Raw genomic sequence first — 13,791 nt, 5'->3', positions numbered from 1 at the left:
AACGACCCAAGCCGACGCATCAAGACTTGCCCGCTTTCTGGCCAGCACCGGCGTAGCGGGCACGGCGCGCTGCCGCATCGCCAACAAAGCGGGCGAGGATGCGGGTTGTCGTGCCGTCGTCGCGCATCATCCGTACCGCCGTGGCAAGCCGTTCGGCATCATCGCCATCCATCGGCGGCGTATGAAACGCCCAACCGCCAACTTGCGGTGCCGCGCCATCAAAGGGCAACACCGCGACGCGCTGTTCGGCGCTCAGCGCAGCAAGCTTGCCGCGATACACCAGCGGGAACTGGAACGCCGCATCGACGCGGCCAGCCACCAACTTGCGGTAGAGATCGTCAATCGAGCTCGATTCGTCGACGCGGCTCGGCCCGAGTTGGGCAAGCAAGCCCTCGATCTCGGGCCCGTAATTCATGCCGCGCACACGCCCGAACACCAAGCGCGAATCGGCGAGAACCGATTTCACCGTCAGCGGCGACGCAGCGTGCGCCGTATTCACCAGCAGATCGTGCGCAAACCGCTCGGTGGGAATGAACGCATAGCCCGGCGCTGACGGCCGTTGCGTCGAATAAGCGAGGATCGCCACCTCGCCGTGCTGGCGCATGGCGCTGATCCGCGCAGCCGGCACTTCCTCAATCTTCAGGTCGCAACCGGAACGTCGCGCGAGCTCCGCGACAAGATCTGGTACGTAGCCCTCGACGCTGTTATCGGATGCGCGACGTGCCACATCGCCGATGAGGGCAACCGGCACCGTGTAGCTCGCCTTGCAGCCCGCAGCATGGGCCAGCCCCGTGGGCAAGCAGACGAGCCCGCCCAGCAACAGCCCTGCCAGGCGCAAGCACATGGAGCTCACTTGGTGATTTTGACCGGCCGCTTCCAGCCGGGAACGGTCAGTTGTTTCGCACGCGAAAGGGTCAAGTCACCCGCCGGCGCATCCTTGGTCAGCGTCGTACCCGCGCCAAGCGTAGCGCCCTTGCCAACGCGCACCGGCGCCACGAGTTGAGTGTCGGACCCGATGAACACCTCATCTTCGATGACCGTGCGGAACTTGTTCGCGCCGTCGTAGTTGCAGGTGATCGTGCCGGCACCAATGTTCACCTTGCTGCCGACATCCGCATCGCCGACATAGGCCAGGTGATTAGCCTTCGAGTGTGCCGCGATGGTGCTGTTCTTCACTTCAGTGAAGTTGCCGATGTGCACATCCTCAGCCAGCTTCGTACCCGGCCGCAGGCGCGCAAAGGGGCCAATAAGACTCTTGGCGCCGACCTCAGCACCATCGAGGTGACTGAACGGATGGATCACCGCGCCGGCTGCAACCGTCACGTCCTTCAGGACACAGTTGGCGCCGATCTTCACGCCATCGCCAAGCGCCACGCGCCCTTCGAAAACGCAGTTCACGTCGATCTCAACATCGCGGCCGGTCTCCAGCGTGCCGCGGATGTCGATACGCGCCGGATCGATCAGCGTGACTCCGGCCACCAACAAAGCCTGCGCCTGATTGCGCTGATGCAGGCGCTCGAGCTCGGCAAGCTGCGCCTTGTCGTTGACGCCCAGCGTTTCCCACACCGCCAGCGGTCGCGAGGTCTTCACTTCGATGCCGTCCGCCACGGCCATCGCGATGATGTCCGGCAGGTAGTACTCGCCCTGCGCATTGTCGTTGCGGATCTTGCCGAGCCAGCCGCGCAGGTGCTGCGCCTGGCAGCAGATGATGCCGGTATTCACTTCGCGAATCGTGCGTTCCGCTTCGCTGGCATCCTTGTGCTCGACGATGCGCACCACGCGATGCTCGCCATCACGCACGATGCGGCCATAGCCGCTTGGGTCCGCCATATCGACGGTCAGCAGCGCAAAGCCCTCCTCCCCCGCAGCAACAACCAGCTCGGCCAGGGTCTCGCGGCGTGTCAGCGGCACATCGCCGTAAAGAATCAGCACCGGGCCCGATTCAGGCAAATGCGGCAGCGCCTGTGCAACAGCATGGCCAGTACCGAGTTGCTCGGCCTGCAATGCCCAAGCGAGATCCGGCGCGTCCAGCGCGGCCCGCACCTGTTCGCCGCCGTGGCCGTAAACCACGCACAACTTCTGCGCCCCCAGCGAGCGCGCCGTTGCAAGCACGTGCCCCAACAGCGGACGCCCCGCGAGCGGCTGCAGCACCTTCGGCAAAGCGGAGCGCATGCGTTTGCCTTGGCCGGCAGCGAGAACGACGACATGCATGGGAAGCCTTTCGGAATGCGAGATCCGGCGGATTTTAGCATCGCCAACCCCCGCGCCCTCGGCGGTCTGCGTCACGACGGTGCGGCCGGCGTTTCACTTGGATCAAATCCGGCGCTCCGCACCTCGCCGCATGAGCGAAGCCGGCATAAGATGACGTTCCGCAGTGCAGCAAACCAAGAGGCCGTGATGTCTGCTGTTGCCACTGAACACATCGAAAACCGCACCTTCGACGAGATCCAGCTAGGCCAGTCCGCTCGGCTGACTCGGACACTGCGTCTGCAGGACATCCAGCTCTTTGCGGTGGCGTCGGGTGACCTCAACCCGACGCACCTCGACAGCGACTACGCGCGTGATGTCGGCTTCGCAGGTGTCGTCGCGCATAGCATGTGGGGTGGCACCTTGGTGTCGTCGCTGCTGGGCAGCAGCCTGCCTGGCCCTGGCACCGTCTATCGCAGCCAGAATCTGCGCTTTCTCGCACCGCTTAGCCTGGGGGACACACTGACCGTCACCGTGACCTGCCGCGACAAACACGCCGCAACCCACTGTGTGACGATGAGCTGCGAGGGCGTCAACCAGGATGGCGAACGCATCTTCGAAGGCGAAGCCGAGGTCATCGCGCCGACGGTAAAGGTACGCAAACCAGTGCCAGAGCTGCCCGAGGTCACGGTGAACGACAGCCAGCGCCGCTACGGCAACCTGATCGCGCTGACACAAGGGCTCAGCCCGATCCGCATTGGCGTGGCATGGCCCTGCTCTGAAGATTCGCTGGTCGGCCCGCTGCAGGCGCGCGACGAAGGCCTGGTGATACCGGTGCTCGTCGGTCCGCGCGCGCGTATGGAGCGGCTCGCGGCGCAATACGGTGCAAGCCTTGATGGCGTTGAAATCGTCGACGCGGAGTTCGAGGCCGACGCCGCAAAACTGGCTGCGGCGCTCGCGCGCGACGGCCGTGTCGACGCGCTGATGAAGGGGAGCTTGCACACCGATACCTTCATGGGTGCGGTGGTGTCGCGCGATGCGGGACTGCGCACCGGAAGGCGTGTCAGCCACGTTTTCGTCGCCGATGTGCCGACCTACCCGCGCCCGCTGCTGATCACGGACGCCGCAATCAACATCGAGCCGACCCTGGAAGAGAAGGTCGACATCCTGCAGAACGCGATCGAGCTGGCGCAGGCGATGGGCATCACGACACCGCGGGTGGCGATTCTCTCTGCGGTGGAGATGGTTACGACCAAGATTCGCTCCACCTTCGAGGCCGCCGCGCTGTGCAAGATGGGCGACCGCGGGCAGATCCGCGGCGCGCTGCTCGATGGGCCGCTCGCCTTCGACAACGCCATCTCGATGCTCGCCGCAAAGGCCAAAGGCATCGAATCGGAAGTGGCCGGGCGGGCCGACATCCTGCTGGTTCCGGACATGGAAGCCGGCAACATGCTGGCCAAGCAACTGCACTACCTTGCCGGCGCGCTGCTCGCGGGTGTGGTGCTCGGCGCACGGGTACCGATCGTACTCACCAGCCGGGCCGATACGGCTCAGAGCCGTTCAATCTCCTGCGCGATTGCGCAATTGCTGGCTCACAAGAAACCGGTATCACTGTGAGGCTGCATTGGCAGCCCACGCGGTAACCGGTTAACACCCGCTCAGGTGAACCCAGGCGAAGAATCTCCTCACGGTCGCGCAGTCGGCCGAAACTCAACAGAGGAGACAGCCATGGGTAAGAAGATCCTGATGCTGGTGGGCGATTTCGGTGAAGACTACGAAATCATGGTGCCGTTCCAGGCGCTACTCGCGGTCGGCCACACTGTGCACGCCGCCTGCCCTGACAAGAATGCCGGCGACGCGATCGCCACCGCGATCCACGATTTCGAAGGCCAGCAGACCTACTCGGAAAAGCGCGGCCACAACTTCACCCTCAACGCCAGCTTCGCCGAAATCCGCGCCGAGAATTACGACGCGCTGGTAATCCCCGGCGGCCGCGCACCCGAGTACCTGCGCCTCAATCCGGCGGTGATCGCCGCAGTGCGGCACTTCTTCGATGCAGGCAAGCCGGTCGCCGCAATCTGCCATGGCGCGCAATTGCTGGCAGCCGCCCGCGTGCTGGAGGGCCGCACCTGCTCCGCCTATCCGGCCTGCCGCGCAGAAGTGGAACTGGCGCATGGCAAGTACGCCGAGATCGCGATCGATGCCGCAGTGACGGACGGCAACCTCGTCACCGCGCCCGCGTGGCCGGCCCACCCCGCGTGGATCGCGCAATTCCTCGCTGTGCTTGGTACACGGATCGAGGCCTGAGCAGTCGACCCCACAGGGGCTACGATCTCACCCGTGGCAGGCTGCCCGGCCTGCCACGCTGCGTCCGGGGGGATCGCTCTCATGTGTCAGGTATTCATCGGCGCCGACGCGGCGCTCTATCAGGCCCGAGCACGCTCGCTGCGCTTGCGCGGCGTATCCACGTCGATCCGGCTCGAAAACCTGTTCTGGCGCGTGCTCGAAGACATCGGCGCACGCGACGGACTGAGCCTGTCGCAGCTGATTGCCAAGCTGTACGACGAACTCGCCGAGACCGATGGCGACCTTGGCAATTTCACATCCTTCCTGCGCGTCAGCTGCCTGCGCTACCTCTCGCTGCAGTTGCTCGGCGCGATCCCGCAGGGCAACGACATCCCGATCGCGAGCCTCGATGCGGCCCGCGTGCTGGCCGCCGAACGCGCCCTGCGCAGCGCCGCAACGCAGAGCCGGATGTAGCTGCACCGCGTGCCACGCTGCACGCTACGCCGCCAAAGTCGCCCCGCGGCGACACGGGATTGTTGCAGTGCAACCGTATAATCGCCGCACCCTCTTTCTCCCGTGCTCCCCATGGACCTGCTGATTCTGTTGAAGGCGCTGATTCTCGGCGTCGTCGAAGGCCTTACCGAATTCCTGCCGATCTCGTCGACCGGCCACCTGATCCTCGCCGGGCAATTGCTCGATTTCAATGACGAGCGCGGCAAGCTGTTCGAAATCGTGATCCAGTCCGGCGCAATCTTCGCCGTGGTGCTCGAATACCGCCAGCGCCTAGTCGGCGCGTTCATGCATGCCCGCAGCGACGCGCAAGCCCTGCGTTTCCTGGTGAACGTGGCGATCGCGTTCGTGCCGCTTGCCGTACTCGGGCTGGTATTCGGCAAGCAGATCAAGGCGCACCTGTTCAATGCGCCAGTCGTGGCGTCCACCTTCATCCTTGGTGGCCTGGTAATCCTGTGGGCCGAATCGCGGCAGAAATTCACCCGCGTCGAGACGGTCGACCAGATGACCTATCTGGATGCGCTCAAGCTCGGCATCGCCCAGGCCTTCGCCCTGATCCCCGGCACCTCGCGTTCGGGCTCAACGATCATCGGCGGCATGCTGTTCGGGCTGTCGCGCAGAGCGGCGACGGAGTTCTCGTTCTTCCTCGCGATCCCGACCCTGTTCCTCGCCTCGCTCTACCAGCTCTACAAGGAGCGCGCACTGCTCGCCGCGGATGATATCGGCATGTGGGCAGTCGGCTTCCTCGCCGCGTTCGCCTCCGCCTACCTGTGCGTGCGCTGGCTGCTGCGTTACATCATGACGCACGACTTCCGCCTCTTCGCCTGGTACCGCATCGCCTTCGGCCTGCTGATCCTGCTCACCTGGCAGATGGGCTGGGTTGCCTGGGTCGATCATTAATCCCGTTTTCGGCCGACGATGATGTCGGCAGCATTTACGTTTCTGCCATGCGGGGCCGCGGTCGCAAGACGGCGGCCCTTGTGTTTCCTGGGCTGCCAAGCAGCAGGTCCGGCCCTTGCTTTAGAGCTAGCCGTCCCCTCATTGGCTCCGGCAACCATCATGAAACTCGGCAAACTCATCGTCGCAATCCTTGCAAGCGCCGCGGCAACCGCGTCGTTCGCATTCCCGATCGCCCCGTTGGGCACCGAAGGCATCAAGGTCACGGTCACCTCGACGGACACGATTGTTGCTACCTACCAAGGCAACTCGGCCGGATACAGCAATGATCTTTACCTTGCGCTCAATGGACTCGGCGCGCCAGGCGACGACGGCGACCTGAGCAACGACCTGTTCCTGTTCAACAACCACGCGTCGGCGGTCGGTAGCACCGTGGCGCTCGGCAGCTTTGCAGTCGGCACCGAACTGATCTTCCGGCTTCATGTGAACAACACCGGCGATGACTTCTACACCGGCCCCAGCACGCGTAACGCCGACGGCAAGGCGCACGCTCGGGTGCAGTCGGAATGGATGCCGCACGAAGCCCTGGTGAGCTTTGAGGATCTGTTCAACACGCCGGAATACCCTGCCGGTTACAACGATCTGAGCTTCTCTTTCACAAACACGCGCGGCGCCGAAGTGCCCGAACCTGGCACGCTGGCGCTCATTGGCCTTGGGCTTGCAGCCGCGGCGCTGCGTCGCCGCGCCTAAGCCGTACGTATTTTCGCCGAGAGGCAGCACGGCCCGGATGCGATAAGCTCCGGGCCGTGATCATTTATCTCCACGGTTTCTGTTCCTCGCCCGCCTCTTCGAAGGCGCAGGATCTGCATGCGCGCCTGACTGAACTCGGGCGCGGCGACGCCTTCTGGTGTGAAGCCTTGTCACACGAACCGGCGCGGGCGATCGCGCAGGCCGAGGCCGCCATTGCAGCGTCCCCGGTGCGGCCCACATTGGTCGGCAGCTCGCTGGGGGGCTTCTACGCGACCTGGCTCGCCGAGAAGCACGACCTACGAGCGGTGCTGATCAACCCGGCCGTGTTCCCGGAAGGTTTCGACGCCACACCCTTCGTCGGTACGCATTCGAACCTCTACACCGGCGAAGTGTTCGAGTTCACCTGGGCGCATGTCGCCCAGATCGATGCCTTGCGCCTGCCCCGCATCGCGCACCCGGAACGATTCTGGCTGCTGGCGGAGGAAGCCGATGAAGTGCTCGACACTCGCGTATCGGTAGCGCGCTTCGCTGGGGCCAGACAGACCGTGCTGCCGGGCGGCGACCACAGCTTCACGCGCTGGCACGACTACATCGACGCGATCATCGATTTCGCGTCCGCACCGTGAGCGGCAAGGCCGCGCGCACCGGGCTCGCCTGCGCGCTCGGTGCTTTCAGCGTCTGGGGCCTGTCGCCGCTTTATTTCCACGCCGTCGGTTCGATTCCCGCGGGCGAGATCGTCGCGCACCGCGTGCTGTGGTCCGTGCTGCTGCTGGCCGCATGGATCGGCTGGCGACAGGGTTACGGCACGTTGCGCAGCGTGGTCGGCCAGCCGCGCCTGATCGCACTGCTCGCCCTCACCGCAAGCCTGACGAGCCTGAACTGGCTGGTCTTCGTATGGTCGGTCGGGGCCGGCCGGCTGGTCGAGTCCAGCCTTGGCTACTTCATCAACCCGCTGGTCAATGTGCTGTTCGGGCGTCTCTTCCTCGGCGAGCGGCTGCGCCCGCTGCAGCGCATCGCCGTAGCGGTCGCCACAGCCGGCGTTGCGCTTAAAGTCTGGCAGACCGGCCAGCTGCCGTGGATCGCACTGTTCCTCGCCGGCACCTTCGGCACATACGGGCTGCTGCGCAAGCGGGCACCGATTGATGCGCAGAACGGCCTTTTCATCGAAACCCTGCTCGTCGCGCCAATCGCGATCGGCTACCTCGGCTGGCTGGCGGCCCAGGGCGATCTGCATTTGGGCGCGACGTCTGCCGTCACCGCGCTGCTTCCGTTCGCCGGCGTCATGACCACAATTCCGCTCGCGCTCTTTGCCGAAGCGGCACGCCGCTTGCCGCTATCGACGGTAGGCCTGGTGCAGTACCTGTCGCCCACGCTGAACTTCCTGATCGCAGTCTGGGTCTTCGGCGAAGCCTTCCGGGGCGGCGACCTCGCGGCATTCGGGCTGATCTGGGCTGCGCTGGCGCTGTACTCGGCCGACGCGCTGCGCGCCGGCAAGCCCGCCACACACTGAAGCCGCCGGGCGCATCGAGCGCTCCGCTATACTTTGCGGTTTGCTTGATCTTGGGCTGCCATGCACGTGCTGTTCGAAGAGGATGGGGCCTTCAAGCCCGCCACGATCCTCACCCAAACCGATACCTCGCTTCAGGTGGAAACACCGCATGGCAAGCGGGTGAAGCTCAAGACCGCCAACGTGCTGATGCGTTTCGACCGGCCGGCGGCGGGCGACCTGATGGCCGCCGCGGAACGCGAAGCCGAAGGGCTGGAAACCGAATTCCTGTACGAAGTGTGTGGCGACGACGAGTTCGCCTTCACCGATCTGGCGCAGGATTACTTCGGCCATGTGCCGAATGCGGTGGAGTCGGTCGCGCTGCTGCTCAAACTCCAGGCCTCGCCGATCCACTTCCATCGCAAGGGCAAGGGCCGCTTCCGCAAGGCGCCGCCCGAAATTCTTCAAGCCGCGCTGGCCGGGCTCGAGAAGAAGCGCCTGCAGCAGGAAACCGTGGAACGCTACGCCAGCGAACTCGAAGCGGGTCGTTTGCCGCCGGAAGTCGCCGCGATCGTCACGCAACTGCTGGTCAAACCGGATCGCAACCGGCTCGAGACCAAGGGCGTGGAACTCGCCTGCGAACGCAGCGGCCGCACCCTGCCGCAACTGCTGCTCGCCTGCGCCGCCTTCCCGAACGCCCACGCCTACCACCGCGCACGCTTCCTGTCGGAGCACTTCCCCGACGGCATCGAGTTTCCGCCGCACGAAGTGCCTGCGCCGGTGCACGCGCTGTCGCGCGCCGACGTGCGCGCCTTCTCGATCGACGACGCCACCACCACCGAAATCGACGATGCGTTCTCGATCACGCCGCGCGCCACAGGTGGCTGGCATATCGGCATCCATATCGCCGCACCCGGGATTGGCATCCCGCAAGGTGCGCCGCTCGACGCCGTGGCGCGCAAGCGTCTCTCCACGGTGTACATGCCGGGCGACAAGATCACGATGCTGCCGGACGACGCGGTGTCGGCCTACACCCTCTCCGAGGGGCGTGATTGCCCGGCCGTGTCGCTGTATGTGGACGTCAATGCCGACTACTCGATCGCGGGCCATTCGAGCCGGGTCGAGATCGTGCCGGTCATCGCCAACCTGCGTCATCACGACATCGAACCCTGGTTCAACGAGACCACACTCGCCGCCGAACTGCCGGACGCACCGTGGCGCGATGAACTGAAACTGCTGTGGGAGTTCGCCACCGTGCTTGAAGCCGGCCGCGGCAAGCCTTCGGCGAACCAGAACGCCTTCGACTTCAATTTCTACGTCGACTGGGATGTGGAAACGGCTGACGGCCCCGGCCTCGTCGATATCCAGCGCCGCAAGCGCGGCTCCCCGCTCGACAAGCTGGTTGCCGAGCTGATGATCCTTGCCAACAGCACCTGGGGCCGCGTGCTGGCCGATGCCGGCATCCCCGCGATCTACCGTGCGCAGACCGGCGGCCGCGTGCGCATGACCACCGCCGCCGCGCCGCACGATGGCCTGGGCGTCGATTGCTATGCGTGGTCGAGCTCGCCGCTGCGTCGCTACGTCGATCTGGTCAACCAGCGCCAGCTGATCGCACTGCTATCGAACGAGCCCGCCCCCTTCGGCAAAGGCTCGGCCGAACTCGCCGCCGCGATGAACGACTTTGAGCTCGCCTACGCGGCCTATGCGGACTACCAGCGCCAGATGGAACGCTACTGGTGCCTGCGCTGGCTGCGTCAGAAAGGCCCGGATTACCAGCCGGAAGGACATGTCTGGCGCGAGAACCTCGTGCGCTTCAACGACATCCCGCTGGTCGTCAAGGTGCCGTCGCTGCCCAACCTTGATGCCGGCACGCATATCCGCCTCGCGATCGAACGCTACGACGACCTCGCGCCCGACCTTGTGGCCCGCTATGTGGAGACGCTTGCGCCTGATGCCGATGTCCTGACGACGGACGAGGAAGACGGCCTGTAATCTGCGCGTTACACTCGCGTCCCGATGCCCAACGCCCAGACTCCACGCAAACCCACGACGGCCGCCCCCGCTGCCCGCACAAGCGGTGCACGGGCGCCATCGGGCGCCGCCGCCGAGGCCGCTAAGCCCGCCCCGGCTGCCGCAGCGAAGGCCGCTCCGGCCAAGCCGGCTACCGCCAAGCGCCGCCGCCTGCGCCTGCCGCCAGCGACGCGCCGCATCGGCAGCGAGAACATCTTCTGGGGCGCGGTGGCCGTGTCGATCGTGCTGCATGCGGTGCTGCTTGCCCTGCAGTTCTCGATGCCGGACAACAAGGCCAATCGCCAACGCGACAAGGGCCTCGACATCGTGCTGGTCAACGCCAAGCACGCCCGCGCACCGAAAGACGCCCAGGCACTGGCGCAAGCCAACCTGGATGGGGGCGGCAACAGCAAGACCAAGGCGCTGCCGACCACGCCGCTGCCGCCACAGGACCAGACACGCGACGGCGAGTCGCTGATGGATGCACAGCGACGCATCGAGCAGCTCGAAGCACAGCAGCGCGAGCTGCTCAAACAGAGCAAGAGCCTCAAGCAGTCGCAGATCGATCTCGCGAAACCGCAGCAGAATCCCGAGCCCCCGAAAGTGGCTGGCTTCGAGCTGGTGGAGCACGCACGCGCGATCGCCCGCCAGGAAGCGGTGATCGACAAGAACCTGCAGGAATACGCGCAGCGGCCGCGCAAGGCCTTTGTCGGCGCCCGCACCACCGAATACCGCTTCGCGCAGTACGTCGAAGACTGGCGCCAGAAGATCGAGCGTGTCGGCACGCTGAACTTCCCGCGCGACCGCAACGGCAAGATCTACGGCAGCCTGCTGATCGCCGTCGAGATCAAGTCCGACGGCTCGATCGCCAGCGCCGAGGTGCGCCGCTCGTCCGGCAATCAGGTGCTGGATGACGCCGCGATGCGGATCCTGCAGCTTGCCTCGCCGTTTGCCCCGTTCCCGGCGAACATCCGCAAGGATGTCGACGTGCTGGTGATCGCACGTACCTGGAACTTCTCGAAGGAAGGCGACGCGCTGGATGCACGGCGCTGAGCGCAAGCCACCACAGGAGCCAGCGATGGACCGCTACGCCGTCTTCGGCAATCCGATTGCCCACAGCAAATCGCCCTTCATTCATGCCCGCTTCGCCGAGCAGACCGGGCAGGCCTTGCGCTATGAGGCGCGCCTCGCGCCACTGGGCGGCTTTGCCGAGGCGGTTGCCGCCTTCCGTGCGGAAGGTGGCCGCGGCGCCAACGTAACCGTGCCCTTCAAGCTCGATGCGTTCGCACTGGCCGACCGCCGTTCGGCGCGTGCCGAAGCAGCCGGCGCCGCCAACACGCTGCTGTTCGACGAGCGCGGCATTCTTGCCGACAACACTGATGGCGTCGGCCTGGTGCGCGACCTCGCGCAGCTCGGCTGCGTACTCGATGGCGCACGCGTACTGCTGTTGGGCGCAGGCGGTGCGGCGCGCGGCGCGTTGTTGCCCTTGCTGGCCGAAGCGCCGTCGTCGCTGACCATCGCCAATCGCACGCCGGAAAAGGCGCTCGCGCTGGCGCAGCAGTTCCAGCCCGAAGGCCGCGCCTGTGCGCTTGCCGGTTGTGGTTTCGACGGCCTTGCCGGCGGCACGTTCGATGTAGTGATCAACGCCACATCGTCGTCGCTATCCGACGATGTGCCCCCTCTGCCGCAAGGCATCTACGCACCTGGTGCGCTGGCGTACGACATGATGTACGGCCGCGATGAGACGAGCTTCATCGCCGCGGCCCGCGCGCTCGGTGCGGCCCGCGTGTCGGACGGGCTCGGCATGCTCGTCGAACAAGCGGCTGAAAGTTTCTTCCTGTGGCGCGGCGTGCGCCCCGACACCCTGCCTGTACGCGCAGCGCTGCGCGAGGCGATTGCCCAATCCTGATGATGCTGAAGTGGTTCAAGCGTGCGCTGCTCGCGCTGCTGCTGTTGTTTCTTGCGTACCAACTGTGGGTGTTCGGACTCGTGCTGTGGTGGAAATGGAACCCGCCGCAGCAGACGAGCTTCATGTCGCTGCGCCTCGCCGAACTGCGCGAGAAGACGCCTGATGCGCAACTCAAGTATCAATGGGTGCCGTACGAGCGCATTTCGCCCAACCTCAAGCGCGCCGTGATCGCGGCAGAGGACGACGGCTTCGTCGACCACGAGGGCTTCGATTGGGATGCGATCGAGAAAGCGCTGGAGAAGAACGAAAAGCTGGCCAAGCGCGGCAAGCCGATCCGTGGCGGCTCGACGATCAGCCAGCAACTGGCGAAGAACCTGTTCCTGACCCCTACGCGCAGCTATGTACGCAAGGCCGAGGAAGCGCTGATCACCGTGATGATCGAACACCTTTGGGACAAGCGCCGCATCCTGGAGGTGTATCTGAACGTCGTCGAATGGGGCAACGGCGTCTTCGGTGCCGAGGCGGCTGCACGGCGCTACTTCAATATTCCGGCCGCGCAACTGGGCGCCGGGCAGGCGGCGCGCCTCGCCGTGATGCTGCCGAACCCGCGCAAGTACGAAAAGAGCTTCGGCCCACGCCTGGCAGCCCACGCCGCAAGCGTCGAGCGGCGGATGCGCTTCTCCGAAGTGCCCTGAGCCAATGCGCCCCAGCGGGCGCCCCCTCAGCCCTACAACACCTTGTTGTAGGCGTAGTAGACCTCATCGCGCTGCCAGCCTTGTGATGCGTAAAGCGATTGCGCAGTGAGGTTGGTCTTTGCCGTCGTGAGTTCCATGCGTGCGAAGCGCTGGGCGCGGGCGAACGCCTCGGCGGCCTGCAGCAGCGCTGCCCCGGCACCCGCATTGCGCGCTGCAGGCAGCACGAACAGATCGTTGAGAATCACGATCGGCGCGGCCACCAGGGAACAGAAGCTCGGGTAGAGCTGGCAGAAGCCCTGCATCTCGCCGGCAGCGGACTCCGCGACGAAGACGAAGGACTGATGCCGCACCAGCCGTTCCCGGATGAATGCCGCAGCAAGCGGCAGGTCGGCCGCCTGCTGGTAGAACTGGCGATAGGCATCGAACAGCACGGCCAGCGCGTCAACATCATTGGCCGTCGCAAGCCGCGTGGAAATCTGGGTCATGGGGTTGATCTACCGGAGGTGCGTGGCAGGCGGCGGAGCGTATCCCGCCGGGCTCGATGCGTCAGGCGCGCAAGCGTAACGCAGCGTGCGGCCAAGGGATGCGGAAAAGACCTCGCGCGATCGAAGCGCCTACGCGTCAGCACCCGCGCGCATCACGAGGCCCGCCAGCGCGGCAACAAACCATGGGATCGCGAGGCTGCCGAGCAGGACCAGCGTCTGATGCAGATCGGAGCGCTGCGGGTCGGTCGCGCCCAGCACGATCAGTGTGGACAACAGCGCGGAAGGGTAAAGCGCCGCACGCAGGCGACCATGGCGTGCTTCAAGCGCCACCGCGAGCCGGTACAGTAGCCCGAGCGTCAGCAATGCGTAGAACACGAGCACCGGCAGCCCAAGCGCCGCGAAGCCGTGCAGGGTTTCGATCGCGCCGCAATCGTTCATCGCGCACGCTGATTCGGCAAGCATCAGCGTGCCGCTTGCAGCAATCAGCAGGACCAGCAGGTAGAGCGTCACGGGCATTCGGGGGCACGCCTCGGAAGCTGCAGAAAAGCCAAGTCTAAAAGTGCGCACTCAACAGGT

At 65.3% G+C, this 13,791-nt stretch carries 15 protein-coding genes; 11 read left to right on the top strand and 4 right to left on the bottom strand.

Translation table 11 applies throughout. The features are described 5' to 3' along the window. Positions 1 to 19 precede the first annotated feature (19 nt). Together HH302_RS12930 and glmU are read right to left on the bottom strand one after the other, a co-directional pair. Entirely contained in the window at positions 20 to 844 is an 825-nt protein-coding gene (locus HH302_RS12930; protein ID WP_172202562.1) for an ABC transporter substrate-binding protein, read from the bottom strand. Between the two features lie 5 nt (positions 845 to 849). After that, on the bottom strand, positions 850 to 2,211 hold the full coding sequence (gene glmU, locus HH302_RS12925; RefSeq protein ID WP_172202561.1) for a bifunctional UDP-N-acetylglucosamine diphosphorylase/glucosamine-1-phosphate N-acetyltransferase GlmU: 1,362 nt from the start codon (positions 2,209 to 2,211) through the stop codon (positions 850 to 852). A gap of 186 nt (positions 2,212 to 2,397) precedes the next feature. Between glmU and HH302_RS12920 the strand changes: the two genes are divergently transcribed. The 11 genes from HH302_RS12920 (at position 2,398) to mtgA (ending at position 12,730) form a co-directional block, all read left to right on the top strand. Next, on the top strand, positions 2,398 to 3,804 hold the full coding sequence (locus tag HH302_RS12920; protein WP_172202560.1) for a bifunctional enoyl-CoA hydratase/phosphate acetyltransferase: 1,407 nt from the start codon (positions 2,398 to 2,400) through the stop codon (positions 3,802 to 3,804). 111 nt (positions 3,805 to 3,915) lie between these two features. Next, a complete protein-coding gene (locus HH302_RS12915; protein ID WP_172202559.1) occupies positions 3,916 to 4,494 on the top strand; it encodes a DJ-1/PfpI family protein in 579 nt (192 codons plus the stop codon). 81 nt (positions 4,495 to 4,575) lie between these two features. Beyond that, positions 4,576 to 4,947 (top strand): ribbon-helix-helix domain-containing protein, encoded by a 372-nt coding sequence (locus HH302_RS12910; protein WP_172202558.1) that lies wholly within the window; start codon positions 4,576 to 4,578, stop codon positions 4,945 to 4,947. A gap of 111 nt (positions 4,948 to 5,058) precedes the next feature. After that, a complete protein-coding gene (locus tag HH302_RS12905; RefSeq protein WP_172202557.1) occupies positions 5,059 to 5,883 on the top strand; it encodes an undecaprenyl-diphosphate phosphatase in 825 nt (274 codons plus the stop codon). Positions 5,884 to 6,042: 159 nt separating this feature from the next. Continuing rightward, positions 6,043 to 6,630, top strand: a complete 588-nt coding sequence (locus HH302_RS12900; protein ID WP_172202556.1) for a PEP-CTERM sorting domain-containing protein — start codon at positions 6,043 to 6,045, stop codon at positions 6,628 to 6,630. Positions 6,631 to 6,686: 56 nt separating this feature from the next. After that, positions 6,687 to 7,256, top strand: a complete 570-nt coding sequence (locus HH302_RS12895; protein WP_172202555.1) for a YqiA/YcfP family alpha/beta fold hydrolase — start codon at positions 6,687 to 6,689, stop codon at positions 7,254 to 7,256. Next, a complete protein-coding gene (rarD, locus tag HH302_RS12890) occupies positions 7,253 to 8,140 on the top strand; it encodes an EamA family transporter RarD (protein WP_172202554.1) in 888 nt (295 codons plus the stop codon). Before HH302_RS12895 ends, rarD begins: the two co-directional genes overlap by 4 nt. A 60-nt stretch (positions 8,141 to 8,200) precedes the next feature. Then, positions 8,201 to 10,108, top strand: coding sequence for a ribonuclease catalytic domain-containing protein (locus HH302_RS12885; protein WP_172202553.1), 1,908 nt, complete (start codon positions 8,201 to 8,203; stop codon positions 10,106 to 10,108). A gap of 24 nt (positions 10,109 to 10,132) precedes the next feature. Then, positions 10,133 to 11,179, top strand: a complete 1,047-nt coding sequence (locus HH302_RS12880) for an energy transducer TonB (protein ID WP_172202552.1) — start codon at positions 10,133 to 10,135, stop codon at positions 11,177 to 11,179. A gap of 25 nt (positions 11,180 to 11,204) precedes the next feature. Further along, a complete protein-coding gene (gene aroE, locus HH302_RS12875) occupies positions 11,205 to 12,035 on the top strand; it encodes a shikimate dehydrogenase (protein ID WP_172202551.1) in 831 nt (276 codons plus the stop codon). Further along, positions 12,035 to 12,730, top strand: coding sequence for a monofunctional biosynthetic peptidoglycan transglycosylase (gene mtgA / locus HH302_RS12870; RefSeq protein WP_172202550.1), 696 nt, complete (start codon positions 12,035 to 12,037; stop codon positions 12,728 to 12,730). The genes aroE and mtgA overlap by 1 nt, the downstream gene beginning before the upstream one ends. 32 nt (positions 12,731 to 12,762) lie before the next feature. Here mtgA and HH302_RS12865 read toward each other — a convergent pair whose 3' ends face one another. Both HH302_RS12865 and HH302_RS12860 read right to left on the bottom strand, forming a co-directional pair. Next, entirely contained in the window at positions 12,763 to 13,215 is a 453-nt protein-coding gene (locus HH302_RS12865) for a GNAT family N-acetyltransferase (protein WP_172202549.1), read from the bottom strand. 129 nt (positions 13,216 to 13,344) lie between these two features. After that, positions 13,345 to 13,731, bottom strand: coding sequence for a hypothetical protein (locus HH302_RS12860; protein WP_172202548.1), 387 nt, complete (start codon positions 13,729 to 13,731; stop codon positions 13,345 to 13,347). Positions 13,732 to 13,791: the final 60 nt, after the last annotated feature.

Origin of the sequence: Niveibacterium sp. COAC-50, assembly GCF_013184235.1 — a bacterium.
Lineage (GTDB): Bacteria > Pseudomonadota > Gammaproteobacteria > Burkholderiales > Rhodocyclaceae > Niveibacterium > Niveibacterium microcysteis.
This window is presented reverse-complemented; position numbering and strand designations above follow the sequence as displayed.